Source organism: Mariniflexile soesokkakense, assembly GCF_039650365.1.
Lineage (GTDB): Bacteria > Bacteroidota > Bacteroidia > Flavobacteriales > Flavobacteriaceae > Mariniflexile > Mariniflexile soesokkakense.
Window position 1 is genome coordinate 292,038 of the sequence record NZ_JAZHYP010000003.1, and the last position, 24,002, is coordinate 316,039.

Here is a 24,002-nt window from a genome sequence, read left to right on the forward strand (position 1 = left end):
ATGTTATTAATGTGTGTTTTATGCGATAATTGTTTACCATTCTAAAGTTATCAATGAAACTGCCTGTCTAGGCAATCCCATTTCTATATTGGTTTGTCCATCTTTTATCTGTTTCCATTCTGGGGAAGAATAAAGTTGTAATTGACCTGCTTTTTCAAGGTTTTCAATTTGATTTTCTGTTGGATTTTGCGGCGATCCCATATGCTTCCATGCACTATATGAATTACTGAATTCTTGGTCAATTCTATAATGTCTTAATACTATTTTTTCTGATGGAATATTCTCAATCATAATCTTTATTGATGCAGAGGGCATATTTAAATCATTTTTATCATGGTAATTCCAAACCAAAACTGATATTGAATGTTCCTTTTTTGATGCCAGTGCATTAATATCCGGATTTTTGCCTCTCACACTGTGGTCTCTAACTTGCAAGTAATTATAAGATAGATTCTCCTGATTAACTTTAATCCTTTTACCTCCCATCATTCCAAACATCCTAAAAACATTTAAAACGGGCTTGTCTACACCATTTGTAGCCATATCTCGAAATCCAGCATACCACGGTTGATTTTCAAATTCAAAACCCCATGTTACGGCGCCTAAAAGATTAACCCCATAGTGGTCTGCTAATTCATATTTTCTAGAAAATGATGCAGCCGTATAACTAGCATACATGGTTCCATTTCTATAGGCATTATATGGGTAATCGGCTTCTGAACACGCTGCACAACCTTCAGGATCTGATTCTCCTATTATTATTGGTAAATTTTTAAACTCTGGATAAGAAGCAATAATTTCAAAACCCTTACTAATATCTCTTAATTGGGTTCCCATATCCATTTGAACAAAACCGTCAACAACTTTAGGGCTTCCTTTAGCATGAAAGGTAATAAAATCAAGAGGAGAACCTATTTTGTTCGTAACATAATTTTTGCCAGACTTAACATGGTTTAAAAAAGTACGCAAAAACTCTTCTGATTTTTCCCATGCTGGTCCAGTTACTTCTGGTCCACCAATTTTCGCGGTAGGTAATGCCCGCTTAACAGCATCAGCCGTGTAATCATATAGTTTAATATACTCTTCTGTAGTTCCTTGCCAGTACCCAATATTAGGTTCATTCCATAATTCCCAGTACCAGCTTTCAACCTCTTCTTTCCCATATCTATCAATAGAATGCTTTACCCACTGAAAAACCAATTCTGCCCATTTTTTATAATCGTTAGGCGGATACGCCCAACCGGTGTAAATGTCTTCGTAAGCTGCACCAGGTTTCCAATAATGTCTATAGGGAGTTGGTTTTGAAGACAATGCTTCTGGCATGAATCCTATTTGGGCCATAGGTTTCATACCTCTTTCTATATAAGTATCAAATATTTTATCTACTATAGTCCAATCATAAATAGCTTTCCCGTTTTTATCCTCAGTATAAGCATTTGTTGAGCCCCATTTTAGTGCATGAGTTTCTTCCCCAGTAACCAGCAAACTATGTGTACGAACAAATACAGGAACAGGGCTTAAAGATGATATTTCTGAAAGTAACTTTTTACCATCTTTCATATAAGTATAGTTAGGCTCATCATAACCCCACCAAGCCCAAATAGGATTCATGAGCCCTAATTCTTCATTTACATCAATTTTTATTTCTAATGGATTTGTTTGAGCATTAAGATTTAATTGGAAAAGAAATATTCCAATGAAAAGTATACTATTAAAAATAAATTTCAATTTTATCATTTTAAAGTATTTAATGTTAATCATTAGTTTCTTTATTATCAATTAAACGTACACCATAAATACCTGCTGTTAACGAGTTTATATCTGCTTCGAAACGCACCGTTAATGTTTCATTATCTTTTACAATAGATTCTGGTAAATTGTAATCAACTTCAAAAAACCTATCGCCTTCTGTTCCCATTAATTCTGGATTAGCTATAACAGTTCCATTTACTGAAATCTTAAATTTTCGTCCAGAATCTTTACCAAAATAAATAACACGTAAAGCCTTTGCTTTACCATCTTTGTTTTTAAGGTTGTAACTAAACCACCCTGTAGCGTCACGCCAATGCCGGTTTTGATTTAAGCCCCTATTTGAGTTTTCAGATTTAAATCCATGATCGGACTCTGGCTGTTGTTCACCTGGCGCAACATAATCTAAAGTAATGGCCTGTAAATGGGCTTCTGCCTGTTGCTTTTCTTCTAATTCATTTTGCATTTTAGCCAACCCTTCGTGAGTTTCATTCTTAAAATAAATAGAATAACGCTTCTCATGAATTTTGTAAAATGGCTGAAGAACTAAATTTTTATAGACTTCAGGATAAAATAAATTGGTTGCCTTAAACCTAAGCGGCTCATTAGGAACCGGTTCTATGCTCTTTAAAATATCTTGACTACTATCTGAAATAAACATAGGGACTTCGGTAAAATTTAAGAAATCCCCTGAGGCAATATGACCGCCTCGGCTATCATCAGCAAACAGGCCATCTTGATTTTCTTCTCCTGTAATAGCTGCAAGTACAATAGGGCCATATTTTACAGACCCATAACCAGATTGGTCTGGTATTGGCTCTAAACTTAAATGCATGGGCAACTTAATCTCTATTCTGTCGCCTTTTTTCCATTTTCTGTTTAGTGATATATACGAATCCGGTAACCCCTTTATATTCTGTATTTTTCCGTTTATGTAAATCTGTAAATCCCCTGCTTTTACCCAACTAGGGTAACGAAACATCAAAGTTGCTTGTGTTTTCTTTTTACTTTGCCAAATTAAGGTTGTTGAAGGTTCTTCTGGAAAGTTTGTTTTTTGTATAAGCGTTGCGTTCTTTTCCTCCCACTTTACGGTTGAAGGAATGAAAAGGTTTACATAAAGTTTATCATCCCTTTTTGCATAAATTAACTCGTTATATTTGGTATGATTTTCCATGCCAGAACCCACACAGCACCAAAAACTCGTTTCTGGCTGTGAATACACTCTATAATGTCCTGGACGCATGGGTGTAAAATAAACAAAGCCACCTTTAGGATTTTGGGAAGATAAAATATGATTGTAAAGTCCGCATTCGTAAAAATCTATATAACTCGCATTCGCCGTATCTTCAAACAACATTTTGCTCAATTTTAGCATGTTGTACGTGTTGCACGTTTCTGGGCCTTGTTCACTACTTAAAACCGAACCGAAATCATCGATAGGATTAAAATGCTCTCTAACACTGTTACCACCAATACTTAAGGTGCGTTTTTGTGTTACATTATTATAAAAGTTAGAGGCCGATTCACGATATTTCATATCATGTTCCAGTTGCGCGATTCTTTCAAAACCTATGAACTTAGGAATTTGGGTATTGGCATGCATTCCGGTAAGAATGTCTTTGTTTTCTGCTAGTGGATTTAAAAGTGCGTGTTCCGAAAATCGTTTCGCTAATTCTAAATAACGTTTCTCTTTTGTTATATTATAAACCTCGGCAAAAACTTCGTTTAACCCACCGTGTTCAGAACGCAGCATATCTTGAACTTGAGCATCGGTAAGATTTTCTGTTGTTATTATAAACCAATTGGTCAAATCAATCAACATGGTTTTAGCTTCGGGTTTTTGAGCATGAACCCATGCATCTTTTAACCCTGCAAAGGTTTTATGAATGTTATAAAGTGGCACCCACTTATCATTAAGACTGAAACTACCCGCATTTATTTTGCCTTTTTCAATCTCATTCCATAATGCTTTACTTTCTGGAATTCCACCTATATAGCCATTGCCATTAACCCGTTGAACGCGTTTTAATTCCGATAAGGTATAATCAATTAAATCTTCTGCTTTTATATTTTTTGATGAAGCAAAATACATAGACAATGCAGAAAGATAATGCCCCAACGTATGACCATCAAGCCCTGTATTTTCCCAATTGGTGTATGATGCTGCTTTAGTATTTAAGCCAGCTTCTCGTAAAAAAGGCGCTAATAAACGGTCTGGATTTAATTGCTGTATGTATTCAAAGTCGATTTCTGCAGCTTGTTTAAACACACCCGAAGTTACCGATACTTCATCCAGTGTAAATAAATTTACTTCCTGCTGCGCTGTAGCCGAAAATAAATTGAATGCCAAGAAACCAACAACTAAATATTTCATTTTAATCAAGTACATTATCTTTTAAACTTGGCCATCCCTCATTATCCCAAGATAATTCTGAAATTTTTAGCTTTGGTGACCCATTTTCTTTTGCATCATACGCATGAAAAACGATGTAATCCTTTCCATCAAAAGTATAGGTACTGTTATGTCCTGCACCGTACCAGTTTTCGTTCCCTTCAATAATTAGGGTGCCTCCACCGTTATTTAAATCCTTTCCTTCTTTATCAACATAAGGCCCCGTAGCAAATTTTGAGCGACCTGCCACCACTTTATAGGTGCTTTTATCGCCTCTACAGCATAAATCCCAAGACAAGAATAAATAATAGTAATCGTTCTTTTTGAAAATGAAAGGTGCTTCTAAAGCGGCATCGCCAGGGTTTGCATCGTCTAATTCAAAACTACGTTCTCTTCTTGCTATGGTGTGCCATTCTTGAGGTTCGGCAAGTGTTTTTAGGTCTGGATTAAGTTTTACCATTTTTAAACCATTCCAAAAAGATCCAAAGGACAACCAAGGCGTGTTGTTTTCATCAAAAATTAAATTAGGATCTATGGCATTCCATAAATCTCTGTTTGGTATTGATTGAATTATAATACCATGATCTACCCATTTGTAATTTTTATCCTTTGGATTTAAGCTGGCATTCGTTGCCAAACCAATTGCCGAAGTGTTTTTAGCAAATGCTGAAACCGAATAATACAAATAATAAGCATTGTTATGAAATGAAATATCAGGTGCCCAAATATGGTTTTTAAAATCTGGAACAACATTGTCTGCCCAAATTGGTTTTTCCGAAAAAACGGCAGGTTCACGGTTCCAGTTTTTTAAATCTTTAGAACTAAAACAATCAATTCCTCTCCCCGTACAAAACAAATAGTAGGTATCTCCCTGTTTTTGCAAAACAGGATCGTGCACTCGAATGTTTTGTGCAAAAAGTGTAGACTCTATAAAAACCGCTAATATTAATCCTATTTTCTTTATCGATTTCATCATCTTAATTTTTATTCTTGAATACCTTCTGAAGTCATAATGACACGTTTCATGGTGCCATCTTCGTTATAATAAAGTCTATCAACACATACTGATCTTCTGAAACTACCTCCATGGGTTGGAATACTTCCATTATGATAAATGAAATAATCTTTCCCTTTAAATTCAATAATTGCTTGATGATTGGTGTTGCTATTTCCAGCTACTTCATTCAAAATTCCTTTAAATTCCCATGGCCCTTTTATAGACTTACTCATGGCATAGGCTATTTTTTCAGGGAACTGGAAGGCATAAGACAGATAATACCAATCTCCTTTTTTATGAATCCAAGGTGCTTCGGTAAAATTTGGTAAGTCTATAGTCATTATCGGACCATCCAACTCTATCATATTATCTTTTAACCTAGCGTATTTGCACACGGTATTACCCCAAAAAAGATAAGCTTGACCATCATTATCAATCCAAACGGTAGGGTCTATATCGTCCCAACTAATTTTTGTTTGATTAGTCATGTCATTAGTGATTAGTGCCTTTCCTAAAGCATCTGTAAATGGTCCTGTTGGACTATCTGAAACAGCTACACCTATTGCTTTACCATGAATACTTCCATGTTCAACGGTTACATACCAATAAAATTTTTCGTTTTTTTCAATAACCTGAGATGCCCAAGCACTGCCCGATGCCCATTTAAAATCGGTAGGTTTTAAAGGCACGGGGTGTTCTTTCCAATGTATCATGTCTGAAGATGAATACACTAGCCATTCATGCATTCTGTAGCTATTAACGTCATCTGGTGCTTGATCATGACCTGCATATAAATACACCTTATCGTTATAAACAATAGCAGCAGCATCGGCCGTATACTTATCTGTAATAATAGGGTTATTAAATTTTGATATTTCTTCTTCTACCTTAGATAATGGATCTTTAGCCTGTCTTGTTGATTTACAAGATATAGCTAGTAATATTAAAAGAATAATTAAAAATGAATTTTTCAATTTAGTTTAGTTTAATTATTATATTTTTTTACCCCAATAAGGCAAACCACCTGCTGTAAGACCAGAATAAGTAATGGTCACTTTTCTAGTAGAAGCCTCCCAATCCCAGGCATCATTCACTTTACACTTAGCGCCATTAATAGTTAAGGTTTTACTGGTACTGTCATAAGACCAAGTTCCTGTTACGCCTCCACTTATTTTTTTATCGGCAGTTAAATATATGGTTGATGCATTTTGAATGGTTTTATATTGATATTTCATTTCAATATGTTCCCAAGTTCCAACAAAAGAAGCTTCAGTTATTTCAGTAATCGGTACACCTGCATAACGCTCTGGTGCTATAACAGGCCAACCATCTTCAGTCCATTGAATTTCACGAACATGCCCCATCATAACTGCATTAGACACATTTATACCTGGAACATTTTCTGGCAAACGTGCTTGAGACGCATAAAACCACTGCTTAGTATCTGTATTTTGAAATACCGAACAGTGAGAAAACCCAACCCAACCTGTATGGCTTTTAAAACTATAAGGATGTGTTAACATGGGGTAGCAATCTGCTCCGGCTGTAACATTAGCACCGTTAATTCCTAAATAAGGCCCAGTTATAGTTCTTGATCTAGCAACACGCGTATTGTATGCTACCGACAATTCATCATACGCTAAAAATAAATAATAATAATCGGTATCAGGATTGTATATTATTTCTGGACCTTCTGAAGCTTGCCAACGGCTATTTCCTCGTTTCGCAATAGTAACACCATTATCCGCCAAAGTAGTTAATTGATAAGGTTTTCCTGTATCTGGATTTAATTTTACCGCTGCAATTCCAGAATGCCAAGACCCATAAACTAAATATTGATCGCCTTCTTTTGTTATAACCATAGATGGATCTATACCGTTATATTTGAAATAACCACTCCAATCATTCCCACTGGTTCTTGTATAAGTTTCCAAACCATCTGGTTCTGAGCACACTACCATACCCTTATCTACCCAAACATTAGATGCTAAATCGTCTGATTCTGCAAGTCCAATAAATGCCCGTTCAGACCAAGATGTATTATAATCATTCCCAACAATTGGCGCTAAAACAACAATACTATAGTACATTCTAAATTTATTACCTACTTTTTTTACATAAGGTGCCCAATAGCCATATTCAGGATTTTGGATAGCAGGTAACGCAGGATTCATTCTTGCTCTTTTATTGTTTAAAGAATCTTTAACCCAAGCAGGTGCCGTGGTCATGGTGCTTCCCAAATATTCCCAATTAATTAAATCTTTAGAACGTCTATGGTGAAAATGCCCATGCCCATCGTGTGCATTACCATAAGAAGCATCGGTTTGATACATATAATAATACTCGCCACTTTTCTCTACTGTTGGATCGTGAACATTTGCCAAATTCCATTGTGATCGTGAATTCCAAGAGCCTATTGGTGTGTAATTATCGGGGTATGTTGGCCCATTAAAGGCAATAGGTGCTACATATCCACACTCCACCGAGTTTTGAATATTACTTGTAGTAAAACCACCCTTTCCATCTGCATATTTAATGATTTGAGTAGTTCCAGAACACTCTTTACTTAGTACAGTTCCTGCTTTAGGTTGATCAACACCATCATCTTTAGAACAACTAATAACTATAAGTACAAATAATGGGATAAGCCTTTTCAATGTTATTTTTCTTTTAATCATAGAACATGACATTTATTTTCCTTCCAACATTACAACAGAAAACGGAGGAATGGTAATTGTTAAATTTCCTTTTTTGTTTTCAAAGGTTTTAAAAACAGCAGGCTTAATTTTATTAGGGGCATCAAAAGTGTTATGGTCTTGTAATTTTGGAGCTGTTAAAATGGTTCCTGTAAAGTTCTTAACACCTAATTTTGTAATGTCTATTTCAATTTTATTTTCTTTTTTTGAATCGATATTCACCAATGAAACATGAACTAATCCGTTTTTATCCATAGAAGCAGAAGCAGAAATTGCAGGAAGCGATTCGTTGTTAAATGTATATGAAGGTGATTCTAATTTTAATGGTAATAACTTAGCATCGTGGTGTGCTGTATACATTTTCATAATGTGGTATGTTGGCGTTAACAACATTTTTTCACCTTCAGTTAAAATAACTGCCTGTAAAACATTTACAGTTTGTGCTAAATTAGCCATTTTAACCCTAGCACTATGGTTGTTAAAAATGTTTAATGTTGTACCAGCTATCATAGCATCACGCATGGTATTTTGTTGATATAAAAAACCAGGATTTGTTCCCTCTTCAACATCGTACCACCCACCCCATTCATCAACAATAAGTGCTATTTTATTTTTTGGATCGTATTTGTCCATAATTGCCGAGTGTTTGGTAACCAATTCTTCCATTTTAAGTGCTGTTTGCATGGTTGAAAAATATTGAGCTTCATCAAATTTTGTTGAGGACCCTTTCTTTTCCCAAGTAACAAACGAATAGGAGTGTAATGCAACCCCCTCAATTAAATTTTTCGGAATATCACGCATTAAAACTTCTGTCCAATGGTAATCCGCCACATTAGCTCCAGAAGCGATTCTAAACATGTTGTCGCTATTGGTCCAATCGGTCATAAAAGTAGCATACTGTCTGTATAAATTAGCATAATATTCAGGTGTCATATTTCCACCGCAGCCCCACATTTCATTGCCAACACCCCAAAAAGTAACATTCCAAGGTTTTTCTCTACCATTTTGCTTTCTTAACTCTGCCATTGGGCTACCTCCTTTGTGCCCTACGTACTCCAAATATTCTGTAAATTCCTGTACGGTACTACTCCCTACATTAGCAGCTAGGTAAGGCTCTGTTCCTAATACTTCACATAAGTTTAAAAAATCGTGCGTACCAAAACTGTTGTCTTCTGTAACACCACCCCACCATCTGTTTACCATGGATGGTCTGTCTTCTTTTGGACCTATACCATCTTTCCAATGATATGTATCTGCAAAACAACCACCAGGCCAGCGTAAGTTTGGTATTTTTAATTCCTTTAATGCATCAATAATATCATTTCTAACGCCATTCGTGTTTGGCACTTTACTGTCTTCACCCACATAAATACCATCATAAATACAACGTCCTAAATGTTCAGCAAAATGGCCATAGATATGTTTGCTTATAATTGGCGCTTCTTCATCTTTATTTATTGTAAGCACCGTTTTATTGTCTTGCGAATAAGCACTGAAACATGCGCCAAAATAAATTGCAAGAATTTTTAAAAACCCATTTTTAAATTTAAACTTAACCATTTGCTCTTTTATATGTAAATTAATATTCATCCTTTAGATTTAAAATTTTAATAAGTGTTCAATACACACTTACAAATAAATTGAAAAAGTTTAACAAAACCAAAAAAACTCTATTAAATGTTGTTTTGACACTTATAAACTTAAGCACAACATATTTGTTATCTAACTCCTAATTTTAGTTTTAACATCTAGAGTTAATGGGCTGTATTGAAAATGTCTTTAAAAATAATATCCAATAGCAAGTTTTCAACTTGCTATTGGAATTAAAAACTCTAATTAAACTAACTCAAATAAATATTTAATACCCAGAATTTTGAATAGTTCCAGGATTATTGTCCATTTCTAATTGTGGTATTGGGAAAAATTCTCTTCCTGGTGAATAGGTATCAAATTCTGGATCTCTAGATTTTAACCAATTAAGCTTTGTTTGGTCTTGTAACCATCCCCAACGACGAATATCATCAAAACGGTGACCTTCTAGAGCGAACTCTAAATAGCGCTCATGACCTATTTGCTCTCTCATCTGCTCTTTAGTCATGTTAGGTTTAACTATACTTAAATTTGGTAAACCAACACGGTCTCTAACAGGCTTAATATACGTATATGCCCCTGGTGTATCGTTTGTTTCATTTAAACATTCAGCATACATTAATAATACATCTGCATATCTTAGTAAACGCTCATTAATTCCAGAACGCCAATCGTATTCGTTAGGGTAAGCTCCATCAGAATTTTGATATTTTCTACAGAATAAGTCGTTCAAATCTTGTGCATTGCCTCCATAAAAGGTTGCAAAATCTTGACCATAAAGCATCATACCCCCTGGTTTGTTATAAAACATGGTTGCATCTAAACGTGGGTCAACATCTCCAGATATAGTTAACTCTTGTTGAAATTCATTAAACAATGCTCTTGTAGGCTGAACGTCTGTCCATCCGAATGCTCTTGGTCCATATGTAATGGCTCTTGCAGATGTTTTTCCCCATCCAGACGCCGGAGCACCACCCCAACCTAAATCTACACCACCTGCATCTCTACTAAATTGAACTTCGAATACAGATTCTGAATTGTTTTCATTAACATCCGTAAAGTTATCTCTGTAATTTGATACTAATGCATACACATTTAAATCTATAACTTGCTTAAAGGCATCTCTGGCATTTGGAAAATCTTTAGTAAATAAATAAGATTTTCCTAAATATGCTAAAGCAGCACCTTTGGTCGCGCGTCCTTTTTCTCCTGCATCTAATCCTGAAACATTGGTATAAGAAATAGGAAGCAAATCAGCAGCAGCTTTAAAATCTTCTATAACTTGTGCCCAACCTTCAGCTTCTGTTTTTTGCGGATACACTGCAGCTAGTTCTGTTGGAACAGGGACACTTTTAAACATATTTACTGCATGAAATAAATACAACCCTCTTAAAAAATAGGCTTGCCCTAAAATTCTATTTTTAAGTGCTGTATCGGTAAAATCAATATTAGGAACATTGGTTAAAACTTGGTTAGAACGATAGATACCTTGATAATAAGTTTCATATGCCCAACCATAAATTGCTGCATCGGTAACATTTGAGTTAAATTTACCTACTACATACATCGCGCCCCAAGGGCTGTTACTTTTACAATCATCTCCCTTTAAATCTAATAACAAAGGGGTACTTCTCATATAAGTTCCATCGGTTAACAAACTACCGTAAGCGGCATTAACCCCTTCAAGCGCATCAGAATCTGATTTCCAAAATGAATCTACTGCATCGTTATTAGGGTCTATTTGTATTAAATCTTCTTCTTTTACACAACCACTAAACACAACCGACAGCGAAAAGAATATTGATAAGTATTTAAAATTTATATATTTCATTTTAATTCGTTTTAATTATTTTATCTAATGTTTAAAAACCTACTTGAACACCTAAAGAAAATGTTCTCGGATTTGGGAAAGACCCACCATCGTATCCTCGAGAAAACAATCCATCATTGTAACTGAAATCTGCATCATACCCTTTGTACTTACTTATTATAAATAAGTTTTGACCATTAGCATAAATCCTAGCATTTTGGATTAATTTATTTTCTCCTAAAGGAATATTAAAACCAATCTCCATATTTTGAAGTTTTATATAATCGCCATTTTCAATAAATCTGTTAGAATCTCTCGCATTGGCATTTGGGTCTCCAATAATTGGTCGTGGCACATTGGTATCGGTATTGGTAGATGTCCAGTAATTTAATGCATCTGTATGATGGTTAACATACTGCCCCAACATTAAATTTCTGTAGATACCATTAAATACTTTGTTCCCACCCGATCCTTGTAAAAAGAATGATAAATCAAAGTTTTTATAGGTGCTATTAAAGTTAAAACCATAACTGTATTTTGGAATAGTAATTCCTTGATAGGTTCTATCTTGATCATTAATTATACCATCCGCCGCATCAAACACACCATCTCCATCTGTATCTACTGTTAATTGATCTTTAAACTTTAAATCTCCAGCAGCAGCTCCAACTTGTGTTGGCGAAGCAGATACTTCTGCAGCCGATTGAAAAATACCATCAGTTTCATAAGCAAAAATTTCTCCAATAGATCTTCCTACTTCTGTTTTTGAAGCTGCTCCATAAATGGGGTTTCCGTTAATACCTATTTGTAACACTTCATTTTTAAGAGTTCCCAAATTAGCCGAAATGTTATACTTGAACTCATGACGGTTATTACCATAAGAAGCTGTAAACTCTAAACCTTTGTTTTGAACAGCTCCAGCATTTGTTGTTATACTTGCTGGAAATGCGCCAGTAGAAAAAGGTAAGGGTACACCTATTAATAAATCAGTCGATTTTTTTATATAATACTCTGCTGTAAACTGTAAATCATTATTTAACATACCTAATTCTAAGGCTACATTAGTTGTTTTTGTTTTTTCCCAATGTACATTTGGGTCTAAAGCACTTACAACAGTGGTTCCTGGTGCCAAAGCATTATTAAAATCGTATCCTGCAAACTGATTTGTTGTAGTTGCAAAAAAGTAAGGAGGGATGGTGTTATTACCTAATTCACCATAACCACCTCTTAGTTTAACGGTATTTAACCATTCTGGTAATGTAATGAATTTTTCATTACTAATTTTCCATGCACCCGAGAATGAATAAAAGCTTGCCTTGTTGTTTATTGTACTAAACAAAGACGTTTTATCTTGTCTGAAGTTTGCAGTAACTAAATAACGATCGTCAAAGGAATAGTTTAACCTACTTAAATAAGATAAACCTGTTACAGTACTTTCGTATTCCCCTGTGCTGGTATCGGTAGCGTATTCTAAATGACTAATGGTTCCCGTTGGGTATCCAACACCTCTTGACCAATGGTTGTAATAATCATTTCTTTCCTGTACATAACCAGCTAAAACACTCACTTTATGCTTATCAGCTAAAGTTACATCATAGGTAAGTAAGTTATTTAAAAACGTTCTGGTTTGGCTTCCCGTTCCAATATCTAAGGAGGCTTCTTCTGGAGTTGTTAAATAATACCATCCTAAATTACTTTCTGGAATAAATCTTCTGTTTTTCCAATCTAGTCTATCAAAACTGCCATCTAATTTATATTTTAAACCTTTAACAATTTCTAATTCTCCCCAAATATTTCCAATAAAACGGTTTCTTATTCCTGTGTTTTCGTTTACGTTATTAAATCCAATAACGTTCATAGAAATAGCTCTTTGTGTTAAGTTGTCTGTACCCCCATAACCTCCTAATCTGTTAGCGTCATAAACAGGCATGGTTGGAATGGCGCCTATTAAATCGCCAATTGGTGATGCTCCAGGCAGATACTCATTAAAAATTTCTTTATTAGATTGTGTATATCCAATTTTAGAGCCGTATTTAAACTTACCTTTATTACCCGTTAAATTTAAATTAGTCGATATTCTTTCATAATCCTGTGGCGAGTCCATGTAACTACTATTTTTAAAGTAATCTACATTCATATTATAACTCAAACTTTCAGCACCTCCACTAAAAGTAAGTGCATGATTTTCAATATAGCCAGTACCAAATGCAGCATCTTGCCAATTGGTATCTACATCGTTAATGTATGATGGACTATTTGGGTCGTTCCCAGGAGCGATGCTTAACCCTGCGTTTAATTCTGCCGCAGTTGTAATGTTTTGATAACCAACCCTATCTGTTACCGACCAAGTTCTAGCTACATTTTGAACCCCATAAAGTGATTTTAAATTCACATCAAACTTGCCCATTTTCCCTTTTTTAGTAGTGATAATTACGACACCATTTGCACCTCGTACTCCATAAATAGCCGCTGCAGAAGCATCTTTAAGTACTTGCATAGATTCGATATCACCTGGAGCAAAATCGAAAGGACTATCTATAATCATCCCATCAATTACGAAAAGCGGGTTATTATTACTAAATGAATTAATACCTCTAATTTTAATATTTACAAAACCTCCTGGCTCTCCTGAAGATTGTACCGTTACACCAGCAACTTGACCTTGAAGCATTTTAGCGGCATCATATGTTACTGTTTTTTTTGCATTATCAATATCTACAACACTTACAGAACCGGTTAAATCAGATTTTTTTTGCGTTCCGTAACCTACAACTACAACCTCATCTAAAGCAGAGGCATTTTCACGAAGTACAATATTAATTTTTGTTTTACCTTCTAAAGCAACTTCTCTGGTTAAATACCCCAAGTAAGAAACTACTAAAATGGCATTTCGACTAGAAACTTTTAAAGAAAAGTTACCGTCAAAATCAGATTGCGCACCATTTGCAGTACCTTGTTCTAGAATATTTGCTCCAGGTAACGGAAACCCAGAACCATCTACGACAGTACCAGATATTTGAAGACCTTGTTGGATTTCATTAACAGTATTCTCATTAATTACTATGGTATTGTTTTTAGATAATTTAAAATTAAGATTACTACCCGAAAGGCTTTGGTTTAATAATTTTTGAATTTCAATTTCTCCTTTAGTTAACTGAATTTTTGGAGCTTTTTTAAACAAATTGCTTGGGTAAATAAAACGGTAATTTGTTTGTTCTTTTATTATTTTAAACACCTTATCTACCGTTACCGTTTGGTCTTGATCAATGACCACCTTTTCTTGAGAAAATGTGTTTTCAGAAGTAAAACTGAAGACGGTTGTACATAATAAGAAGAAAAATGTTCTCATAATAAATAGTAGTAGCCGTTTTCGAGTAAGAGAACGGACTTCAATTAAGTTAATTTTCATAATTTAGCATTAAGATTAGTTAGACATTAGTTTAATTAATTTAGTTAGGAGGGACGAAGTTAGATACCGCTAAATGTCAAAACTTCGCTCCCTTTTTTTATTTCAATGTTATTGTTTTGTTCTTTATATGATAATTCTTGATAATACCAAAGTTTTTAATGGTTGCTAAAATATCCTCTATATTTTGGTCTTTACCCAAAATTCCGGTAAACGCTTCGTTTTCTATTTCTTCATTATTAAATACCACATCCATATTATACCATCTAGACAATACCTTCATTATATCTTTTAATGGTTTATTTTCAAAACTAAAAACACCTTGTCTCCATGAAACTTCATTGAACACATCTACATTTACTACCAATAAGGCATTCGTTTTCAAATTAAAATTTGACTGTTGTGTTGGGCTTAATTTTTGATTTATTCCATTAAAATCAAGTTCTACCTTTCCTTCTGCCAAAGTGGTGTAAATATTCGTTTCGTCTTTATAGGCTTTAATATTGAATTCTGTTCCTAAAACCTTTACAACTTGTTTTTGGTTGATTACATTAAATGTTGAACCGCTATTTTTAGTACTCGGTGATACATCAAAATAAGCTTCTCCATAAACAAGCTCTACATTTCGGGTTTCGCCTTTAATAAAAGATACAGGATATTTAAGCTGAGTTTCTGAGTTTAACCACACCTGTGTTCCATCCGATAATTCAACAAAAAACTGACCGCCTCTGGGAATGGTAATGTAATTGTATGCTAGCTTATTTGGGTTGTCTTTTGAATTGTATACAATTTTTTCACCATTGCTTTTAAAATTACTAGCCTCATAATTATTCCCCTTTTCTAAGGTCAAAACGCTACCGTCTTCTAAGGTTAAGGTAGCCTTATCGGTACCTATTTTTATATTATTATTTACAATTACTGGCATGCATTCAGTAGAGTTGTTAAAAAGTGTTCCTCTAAAAAAATAAGTAGATGCTAATAGTCCTATTACAGCGGCAGCGGCAGTGTATTTCCAATATAAAAATCTTACTGATGGCTTTGTAATGTTACTTTTTACTTTTTTCCAGTCTTCCTTTTTTTTAATTTGATTCCCTAGGTTAAGACGCTCTTTTATTAAAGTTTCATCGGTAAGATTATTCAATATATATGCTTTATCAGCATCATTAAAAATATCTGAAGCCTCTAAATCTGTAGGTTTCTCATCTTTCAATAACGAGGAAGCGAGTTTTTTAGATAGTATAATGACTTTATTAAAAACAGACATGAAATATGTGGTTAATTAACTTTAAAATATGCTTATTTAACTTTAAGACGACAAAATGTTAAAATAGGGTTAAAAAAAATTGTAATTTTTTTTTATTTATGAAAAAATAAAAGCTAATCAGCTAAAAACAAAAGCTATAAGAATGAAGTAATCCTTTAAAATAGGTTTAAGCTTTTTATATGCAATTTTTTTTTGAGCTTTAACGGTATTTATTGAGATTCCCAATTCGGTAGCTATCTCTGGGTTTGTAAAATTATTAATACTTAACCTTATAATTTGTGCACATTTTTTTGGCAATGTTTTTATAGCCTCTTCAACAATACTGTGGGTTTCTAAAACCACAACCTCTCTTAAATAAAAAGGCTCTGTTTCAATGTCTTCTATTTTTAAGGATGACAACTTCTCAGTTGATTTAACGCGTTTACTCTTAATATAATCGAGCGATTTATTCTTTACTGAAGTATACAAATAAGATTTAATATTTTCTTCGCTGCGAAACTCAATGTTATCTTCCCAAATTTTAATGAAAACGATTTGAACAATGTCTTTTGAAGCTTCTAAATCATTTAGATATTTATTGGCGAATAAACACAGCAAAGTATATAAAGAGTCAAATGTATTTTTGTACTCTTTTAATGTAAGCTGATACGGTTCGCTATTAGGGTTCAAAGTTGTTGAATTAAAATCAATAATTTGCTTCTCTATCTCAACTAATACTATTTTTAATAAGTTTAATTACTTTGGCAGGTAAACTTTGTCTTGCTCCTTTAATTGGAACATAATTATGATTGAAAGCTAATTAAACTGTAACCAATAAGCAAGTCTATTTTATTTTTACATAATTAACCTAAAAAAACAACATAACCAAGCGTATTGTATAAATGTTATTTGTACACTTATTTTGGTTTCAAACAAAAATAGTAAATAAACCCATGCAAAATTAAAACACAACTATTTGTTTCCCTTATGGTTAATTACAAATAACCCATTTAAATAACATTAAAACCTTATTAATTTAATGGAATAGAAAGCGTTAAGAACGGGAATTAAAGTTGTTGATTTTTGCTCCAATATAAATAGTTTCAGCTTTTAAAGACAATATTGATTTCCTTTTATTTCTTCCGGCTACAATAAATAATGGCATACTCGCAACAGTTGATCCAATTCCCAAAAGAAACATACCAGCTCCAATTGGTGTTGCTGAAGATTCTGAATTCGCAATAGCAGAACCAGTAGAGAAAACACCTGCAAAATCTTACGATTATTATTCCTTAGAACAACATCAAAATAAAGAGGCAGCTCGAATTTGTTTAATATAAAGATCTGGTTTAAAGGTTATTGGAAGTGTTTTCTCTACTGGTTCTGCTATTTGCGCTTTAACTGTTTGAAATGAAAAAAAGCAAAGGATGATAAAAGTAGTTCCATGAAAGTCACTTTTTAGGTTTGTTGATAAATCTAGTTTATTAAACTAACCTAAAGAACTCCCTTTTCAATATTTTATAGAATTATAAAACAAAAAATGATTTGGACATGTTATTCTAAAATGAATTTAGATTCTAAAACCGTTTTTGAACTACCTCCAACATAAATTTTAAAATCACCCTGTTCTAAAACAAATTCTCCTGTATTGTTATAAAACCCGAGCTCATTTTTTGTTAAATTAAAATGAATGGTCTGTTGTTTATTTGGGTTCAATTCAACCATTTGAAAGCCTTTCAACTCCTTTACAGGTCTGGTTACACTTGCAAATAAATCTTGAACATATAACTGAACCACTTCTTTACCTATTACGTTTCCAGTGTTTTTAACATCTACTGAGACCTTAAATGCTTCCTTTGAAACTTTATTAATAATCAAATTGCTGTATGAAAAAGTAGTGTAGCTTAAACCATGTCCAAACGGGTAGAGCGGGTCATTGCTTTCATCTATATAATGCGACCAAAACACTTCGTTTGGTGCTGGAATTACAGGTCTACCTGTGTTTTTATAATTGTAATAAATGGGCACTTGACCAATGTTTCTAGGAAACGACATAGGTAGTTTTCCACTCGGGTTATAATCGCCATATAAAACTTCAGCAATAGCATTTCCACTTTGAGTACCCAATTGCCATGCTTCTACTATGGCGGGTATGTGTTTATCTGCCCAAGTAATAGTTAAAGGCCTTCCGTTATTTAATACCAAAACAATGTTCTTATTCACCTTATAAACGGCTTCTAGAAGTTCTTGTTGTACACCAGGTAGGTTTAAATCAGTTCTACTTCTTGCTTCACCACTTTGAAACCCGTGCTCACCCAAAACCATTACAACAACATCTGCTTTTTTTGCTGCTTCAATAGCTTCAGAAAACCCACTTTTATCTTCGGTATTAATTTGCAGCTCTATGGCAAATTCGGTTTTTCCTATAACTACATCGGCACCTTTAGCATAGGTTATTTTATTGCCTGTATATTTTTGCAATCCTTCTAAAACGGATACCGCTGTATCATCATCAGCAGCAATACGCCAGCTTCCTAACGGGCTTGTTTTGTCGGCAGCCAAAGCTCCAATTAAAGCTATATTTTGCCCTGCTTTGTTAAGTGGGAGCACTTGATTTTCGTTTTTAAGCAATACAATAGATTTTTTTGCAACATCTAAAACGGCATCTTGAATTTCTTTGCTTCCAGTTATTTCTTTTTCATATGCTTCATTACAATATTTGTAAGGATCATCAAAAAGACCTAATTCAAATTTCACCCTTAAAATACGTGTTACGGCATCATCGATAAGCGATTCTTTAACTTTCCCCTCTCTAACCAAATTTGCCAATTCATCTACATACGCATACGATTCCATATCCATATCTGAACCAGCAATTGCAGAAAGTTCAGCAGCATGTTTTTTGTCTTTTGCATAACCATGTGCAATCATTTCATTCATAGAACCCCAATCTGAAACTACAAAACCATCAAAACCCCATTTGCCTTTTAAAATATCGCGTTGTAAATACACATTGCCCGTGGCTGGAATTCCGTTTAACTCGTTAAAAGAGTTCATAAATGTTCTTACGCCGGCATCCATAGCGGCTTTAAAAGGAGGGAAAATGATATTGTTTAATGTTGAAGTTCCAATATCAACGGTGTTGTAATCTCTACCTGCTTCTGCAAAACCGTATCCCGCCCAATGTTTAGCACAGGCTGCAATGGTTTCGTGAGATGATAAATCGTCTCCTTGAAATCCTTGTACTCTAGCTATTGCAATTTTTGAGCCCAAATACGGGTCTTCACCAGCACCTTCCATAACACGACCCCAACGGGCATCTCTTGAAATATCGACCATAGGAGCAAAAGTCCAATTGATACCTGCAGCTGCAGATTCTTTAGCGGCAACTTCCGCCGATTTTTTAATAGCTTCCAAATCCCAACTGGCAGCTTCTGCTAACGGTATAGGACTTAAGGTTTTATAGCCATGAATCACATCGAAACCAATTATTAAAGGAATACCCAATCTGGTTTCTTCAACGGCTATTTTTTGAACAGCTCTTACTTCCTTAACGCCTCTAACATTTAGCATGGAACCAACATAGCCCTTTTTTAAATGTTCATACTTTTTTGCAGCATCACCGTCGGAAGGTGTTGGACCAGTAACATTCCAAAAGCCATTGTATTGATTCATTTGTCCAATTTTTTCTTCTAAAGTCATTTTAGATAATAATTGGGCAACTTTATTTTCAATTATTTGATTAGAATTGCTGATGTTGTCCTCTGAATTATTAGTTTGCTTTTTACATGAAGCAACTAATATAAAAGCTATAAGTAAACTGTATAAGCTGTTATTTTTCATAATTATTGATATACTTTTATGTAATCTATCTCCATTACAGATTCTTTGAAATTTGGATCAATAGAAAACCAACTGCCACCCATGGCGACATTTATAATTAAAAATTGTGGCGCAAAATAAGGCCAAGTGCTACTGTTTTTAACTGTTGGTTTATAAGTGTATTTTATATTGCCGTCTATAATGAAATTCAATTCGTTTTCTGTCCATTCTAGACTGTATATATGGAATGCTGTTGCATAATCGGTTATGGTGGTTTCGCCAACTGAAGTATTAGCACAACCACCAGAACATGATGGTGTATGTGTAGCACTTGATACTTTGGTTGCATTGTGCCCCCAATGTTCCATGATATCTATTTCTCCACAAGCAGGCCAACCAACACTATCTATATTAGCGCCCAACATCCAAATAGCTGGCCATGTACCAGAGCCACTTGGTAGTTTTGCTCTAACATCTACACGACCATAGGTGAAATCGAATTTACCTTTTGTTAATAATCTTGTTGAAGTGTATTCAAAACCTTGATAGTTTTCCTTTTTAGCTATTATTTTAAGTACTCCATTTTCAACTCTTACATTATCGCTTCTGTTGGTGTAATACTGTTTTTCGCCATTCCCCCAGCCATTAACACCATTACCTATATCGTAACCCCATTTCGAGGTATCAGGAGCACCATCTGTATTGAATTCGTCAGACCAAATTAATTGAGGTCCCTTTTCTGCAACAAAAACAGTTACTTTTTTAAAATCGCTGATAGTGTTTCCTGTACTTGAATAAGCAAATACGGTCACAACATAGTCGTTTAATCCTTCAGTTGTAAACGTGTAATTAAATTCACCTGTGGCGTTTTTTAATTCCGCATCACTTCCTATTTTAAATCCATAAGAAACAGCATTTATTGCAGTTGCTTTACAAGTGATTAAACCAGAGCCATCCCCGTTAGGATTACTAGTATCTTTACCTGAAATATTAACCGTTAAGGATAGAGTTGTGGGAATTATTTCCTGAGGTTCTTCAGTTATAGTGGCATCATCAGCCCCTCCAGAACAGGATAATAAAAACAGCAACCCGATTTGAATTGAGTAAAGCATTTTTTTAAACATTTTATCTGTTTTTAACTATTCATACTGGATAGGGATTTGCTACCCCTATCCAAATATGAAGTCTGTATTAATCTGCTATTAAAATAAAGTTCCAATCAAATTGATTGTTGCCATCGGTGGCAATTAAAGTCAGTGTATTGTCTGTTCTAGCAAATATTTTATAAGAATGTGGTGTACTGCCACCTATATAATAACCTATAAATCCTAAACCACCTAAACTTAGCGTTTCAACGCCACCTGGAGCTGTTAAGGTCCAAGATTCAGAATAATCTGCATACGTGTATTTAAGAATATCATCACCATCTGCAGTGCCATCGCCAGGACCACCAATTTCAGTTATTAGGCCTTTACGACCAAAAACAGCTCCATCGTCACCTGTATCGTGGGTAAAGGTTCCGTCACTATTAAAAATATAACGATCATCGTACATGCCAGAATTAGCTTTATCTGGTGTTCCGCCATTCGGGAAGTACTCCCCTAATCTGGTAGTTCCAACAGGTCCTAAACCAAAATAGTTAGGTGTTTCGTAAGCAATTCTCCAAGATCTCGAACTGTTTGATGTAAGCATGGTTAACAAATCGGCTGGTGGCTCGTATAAAGCTTGTACTTCAACCTCGATGGTTTTAGTAGATGAAACACCACCTGTTCCAAAAGCAATAACAGTTACTGCATAGATATTTGTACCAAGGGTTGTAAATGTATGGGATACGCTGCCTGATTTTTGAAGCTTTGTTTGCCCTTGTATTACAAATTGATATGCGGTAGCGTTATCGGCTTTAGCAGAAACTTTAATTTCGCCACTTCCTAATCCGGGTGCTTGTGATTCTACACCTTCATCAATATAAGCTACCGTTATTTCAATATTTGAAGGTGCTGTAATTTCCCCTATGGAAATATCATCATCTTGACAGCTCGTAAAAGTCAAAACTGATATTAAAAAGAGACCTAATATTTTATTTATTTTTTTCATCTTTTTTTAATTTTAATTATGATAGTTGAAATTATCGATATAAGCTATAACCTTATCGTTATTATTTTCTCCATTAACTTGTATCACCACTTTATCTAAATCGGTTCTATCAACAGGATCTGGAGACCCACCATCCAAGTTTATAAATGTGTCATTTACGAAATCAAAAGTTATTTCTTGCCAAGTATCTAGTGTAATAGGTTTTATAATTTCAGTTTGGGTTTGCCATGAGTTGCTACCTAAACCACTGTTTTGAAGTTTTAAAGAAATTTTATTTGCCTGAGTTCCAGTGATACTTGAAGATGGTACATATATTTTTAATGTGAATTTACTTTTAGCCTTTAAATCGAACTTAGGCGTTACAGTAAATTGAATATTAGCATATTGACCTCCATCATCCTTATACTCCAGTACTGTTGGAGATGTGTTTTTTTGCCCAATAAATGGATTAGCAAAAGCAGTATTTAAACCAGCTCCATCTCCTGCCCAAGTAGTAATAGTTCCTTTTCCTTCAAACCCATCTTTGGCATAAGGAGGTGCATCAGCTGTTGGTGTAGTACCATACTTGAAATCATCAATATAGGCTTTAACCTTATCGGTGTTATTTTCAGAATTTACTTGAATAACTACTTTGTCCAAATCAGTTCTGTCAACTGGGTTTGGAGAATTTACATCTAAATTAATAAATGGGTCGCTTCCAAAATCAAAGGTTAATACTTGCCAAGTATCAAGTGCAATAGGTTTTATAATTTCAGTTTGGGTTTGCCATGAGTTGCTACCTAAACCACTGTTTTGAAGTTTTAAGGAAACTTGATTAGGCTGACTTCCTGTTATACTAGATGAAGGAACATAAATTTTTATAGTAAATACACTTTTACCACCAGATAAATCAAATTTAGAATCTGCTACAAATTGAACATTTGCGTACTGCCCTCCATTATCATTATACTCTAAAACGGTATCTGAAAAATTATTTGCATTAACATAAGGATTAGCAAACGTGGTATTCAATCCTGCACCATCTCCAGCCCATGTTGTAATATTTCCATTCCCTTCAAAATCATCAAAAATTAATGGCACATAATTGGATGGTTCTTTCCAGAAATAAATATTATCAACAAATATGGTGCCGCCAGATGGAGCTCCATCAAATTTAAACTGAGCAATATCACTCATGCTTAATCCTAAATCGGTAAAGTAAGATAATGGAATATCAAACGACGTCCATTGATTGGCTGTTAAATCTAAATTAAACGCTTTCTCCCCTGTTGATACACTAATAGGTGATATTTTAGCATCATTACTGTTTGCTGTCCAAACATCTAAATGCAGAAATTCCATACCAGATGCATCAATATTAGCGCCTAACTGTATTCCTTGATATGTTAATCCAGTATATCGAAGGATTTTATCATTACCTATTTTAAATTCTCCAACATTCCAGTTCGCTCCTTGATCCCAGTAAGGGAAAAAATCATTTGAAAGATTATACTCATAATTAGCCTTGTCACTAAATACACTTATAACATCTGATGTTTGTCTGAAAGGAGGTGCTTTTGCAGACGCTAGAGGTTGTAATATAGCAGTTACTAAAAATTCTTGCGAATACTCTGTAGTTTCTATGGCACCACCCATGGCAACAATTCTAATAGTATAAGTGCCAGCTTCTTGGTAAGTGTAACTTACAGTTTCTCCAATATTTCCTGCTACTGGCGTGTCGTTACCAGCTTCTCCAAAATAAACTTCGTAGAACATGGCAAAATCTGCTGTGGCAGTTACGTTTACTTGTTTAGATAATGCCGCATCATTCTCGATGGTAACAACTAAATTTTCTGGTGCTTTAAATGAAACGGTAATGTCTTTTGAAACAGTGCTTTTGAGCCCTGTAATACCAATCGCTTCAATGTTTACCGTGTAATTTCCTTCAGCATACACATGTTGTGCACTTGCACCTTGTTTAACAGTAATAGGCGCAGCACCATCGCCAAGGGTTATGTTATAAGAAACGGCACCTTCTGCATTTGGTGTTAAAGTTACTAAGCCTGTATTGTCTTGAGTAATTTGAAATAATGCTGTTACGTTTGATGGCGCCACCACATTGTCTATAAAACTCAAATCGTTATCATCTTCAGTACAATTAATAAAGACAATTAAAATCAAGCTTAAGCTAAATATATATTTTAATGTTTTCATATCTTATTTT

At 34.5% G+C, this 24,002-nt stretch carries 14 protein-coding genes; all 14 read right to left on the reverse strand.

Features of this window, described 5'->3' with window-relative positions; translation table 11 throughout:
• Positions 1–33 precede the first annotated feature (33 nt).
• The 14 genes from VP395_RS08015 to VP395_RS08080 all read right to left on the reverse strand — a co-directional run bounded on the left by VP395_RS08015 (position 34) and on the right by VP395_RS08080 (position 23,992).
• Positions 34–1,737 (reverse strand): GH39 family glycosyl hydrolase, encoded by a 1,704-nt coding sequence (locus VP395_RS08015; protein ID WP_346241308.1) that lies wholly within the window; start codon positions 1,735–1,737, stop codon positions 34–36.
• Positions 1,738–1,753: 16 nt separating this feature from the next.
• Positions 1,754–4,123, reverse strand: coding sequence for a beta-L-arabinofuranosidase domain-containing protein (locus tag VP395_RS08020; RefSeq protein ID WP_346241310.1), 2,370 nt, complete (start codon positions 4,121–4,123; stop codon positions 1,754–1,756).
• 1 nt (position 4,124) lies between these two features.
• A complete protein-coding gene (locus VP395_RS08025) occupies positions 4,125–5,117 on the reverse strand; it encodes an arabinan endo-1,5-alpha-L-arabinosidase (RefSeq protein ID WP_346241312.1) in 993 nt (330 codons plus the stop codon).
• An 8-nt stretch (positions 5,118–5,125) separates the two neighbouring features.
• Positions 5,126–6,112: a glycoside hydrolase family 43 protein gene (locus VP395_RS08030; protein ID WP_346241314.1), complete on the reverse strand. Its 987-nt coding sequence runs from the start codon at positions 6,110–6,112 to the stop codon at positions 5,126–5,128.
• Between the two features lie 18 nt (positions 6,113–6,130).
• Complete coding sequence (locus tag VP395_RS08035; RefSeq protein ID WP_346241316.1) at positions 6,131–7,816, reverse strand: arabinan endo-1,5-alpha-L-arabinosidase; 1,686 nt, start codon at positions 7,814–7,816, stop codon at positions 6,131–6,133.
• 12 nt (positions 7,817–7,828) lie between these two features.
• Complete coding sequence (locus VP395_RS08040; RefSeq protein ID WP_346241318.1) at positions 7,829–9,424, reverse strand: alpha-N-arabinofuranosidase; 1,596 nt, start codon at positions 9,422–9,424, stop codon at positions 7,829–7,831.
• A gap of 268 nt (positions 9,425–9,692) precedes the next feature.
• Complete coding sequence (locus VP395_RS08045; RefSeq protein ID WP_346241320.1) at positions 9,693–11,255, reverse strand: RagB/SusD family nutrient uptake outer membrane protein; 1,563 nt, start codon at positions 11,253–11,255, stop codon at positions 9,693–9,695.
• A 31-nt stretch (positions 11,256–11,286) separates the two neighbouring features.
• Positions 11,287–14,583, reverse strand: coding sequence for a SusC/RagA family TonB-linked outer membrane protein (locus VP395_RS08050; protein WP_346241321.1), 3,297 nt, complete (start codon positions 14,581–14,583; stop codon positions 11,287–11,289).
• Between the two features lie 157 nt (positions 14,584–14,740).
• Positions 14,741–15,904, reverse strand: coding sequence for a FecR family protein (locus VP395_RS08055; RefSeq protein ID WP_346241323.1), 1,164 nt, complete (start codon positions 15,902–15,904; stop codon positions 14,741–14,743).
• 117 nt (positions 15,905–16,021) lie between these two features.
• A complete protein-coding gene (locus tag VP395_RS08060) occupies positions 16,022–16,573 on the reverse strand; it encodes an RNA polymerase sigma-70 factor (protein WP_346241325.1) in 552 nt (183 codons plus the stop codon).
• An 864-nt stretch (positions 16,574–17,437) separates the two neighbouring features.
• Positions 17,438–19,726, reverse strand: a complete 2,289-nt coding sequence (bglX, locus tag VP395_RS08065) for a beta-glucosidase BglX (RefSeq protein ID WP_346241326.1) — start codon at positions 19,724–19,726, stop codon at positions 17,438–17,440.
• 2 nt (positions 19,727–19,728) lie between these two features.
• Positions 19,729–20,829, reverse strand: coding sequence for a glycoside hydrolase family 16 protein (locus VP395_RS08070; protein ID WP_346241327.1), 1,101 nt, complete (start codon positions 20,827–20,829; stop codon positions 19,729–19,731).
• A gap of 67 nt (positions 20,830–20,896) precedes the next feature.
• The gene (locus VP395_RS08075; protein WP_346241329.1) at positions 20,897–21,799 is read right to left on the reverse strand and encodes a glucan endo-1,3-beta-D-glucosidase; all 903 of its coding nucleotides are present in this window, start codon (positions 21,797–21,799) and stop codon (positions 20,897–20,899) included.
• A 12-nt stretch (positions 21,800–21,811) separates the two neighbouring features.
• Positions 21,812–23,992, reverse strand: a complete 2,181-nt coding sequence (locus VP395_RS08080) for a phage tail protein (RefSeq protein WP_346241331.1) — start codon at positions 23,990–23,992, stop codon at positions 21,812–21,814.
• Between the last annotated feature and the right edge of the window lie 10 nt (positions 23,993–24,002).